Source organism: Microvirga sp. Mcv34, from assembly GCF_024519725.1.
Taxonomy (GTDB): Bacteria; Pseudomonadota; Alphaproteobacteria; order Rhizobiales; family Beijerinckiaceae; genus Microvirga.
Window position 1 is genome coordinate 1 of record NZ_JALJRK010000265.1, and the last position, 797, is coordinate 797.

Consider the following 797-nt stretch of genomic DNA (forward strand, 5'->3'; position numbering starts at 1 on the left):
GGCGGGCACCTTAGCGGTCTCTGGCCGATCCGCAACCGTCTCCTCGACGGGCTCGAAGGCGATGAACTGGCGTTCACGGGCCATGAAGGCCGTGGGCATCACCGCCTGCATCTCGGCCTCGGCCTTCTTCAGGAAGGCGTCGTCGTGGCCGGGATAGAGGTGAAAGATCGCCAGCGCCCCCACGCCGGCGGCCTTCGAGAGCTCCACGCCCTTCTGCCAGGTGGAATGACCCCAGCCGCGGCAATACGAGTATTCGGCATCCGAGAACATGCCGTCGAAGATCATGAGATCCGCGTCGCGGACGAAGGCGGCAAGGCCAGGATCGGGCCAGGGATCGCTGTGCTCCACGTCGCTGATGTAGCAGACGCTGCGGCCCCGGTGGCTCAGGCGAAACCCGGTGGCGCCACCGGGGTGGTTCAGGAGATGAGTCTCGATCCGTGTCCCGTCGTCGAACGTGATCGGCTCGCCGGCCCTGAAGCCGTGATACTCGAAACGGGCCGGAAGCTGACCGAGACGGACCGGGAACAGCGGCGGCGCGAAAAGCCTGCTCAAGGGCTCCATGGCGCTCTCGCCGTCCAGATGACCGCAATAGGTGCGGATCACGCGCTCCTTGGCGAGCAGGGCGGGCTTGAAGAAAGGAAGCCCGCTGATGTGGTCGAGGTGGAGGTGACTGAGAAGGATGTCGATCTTCTCAGGGGCGCTCTGACCGAGTTCCATGCCCAGGGAGGACAGGCCGGTACCGGCATCGAGGATGAAGAGACGCTCGCCGCATCGGACCTCGACGCAGGGCGTGTGCG

Annotated in this window: 1 protein-coding gene; it reads right to left on the minus strand. The window is 65.6% G+C overall.

The features are described from left to right. A partial coding sequence (locus tag OC446_RS30540) for an MBL fold metallo-hydrolase (protein ID WP_262032614.1) occupies nucleotides 1-797 on the minus strand: 797 nt, incomplete at both ends.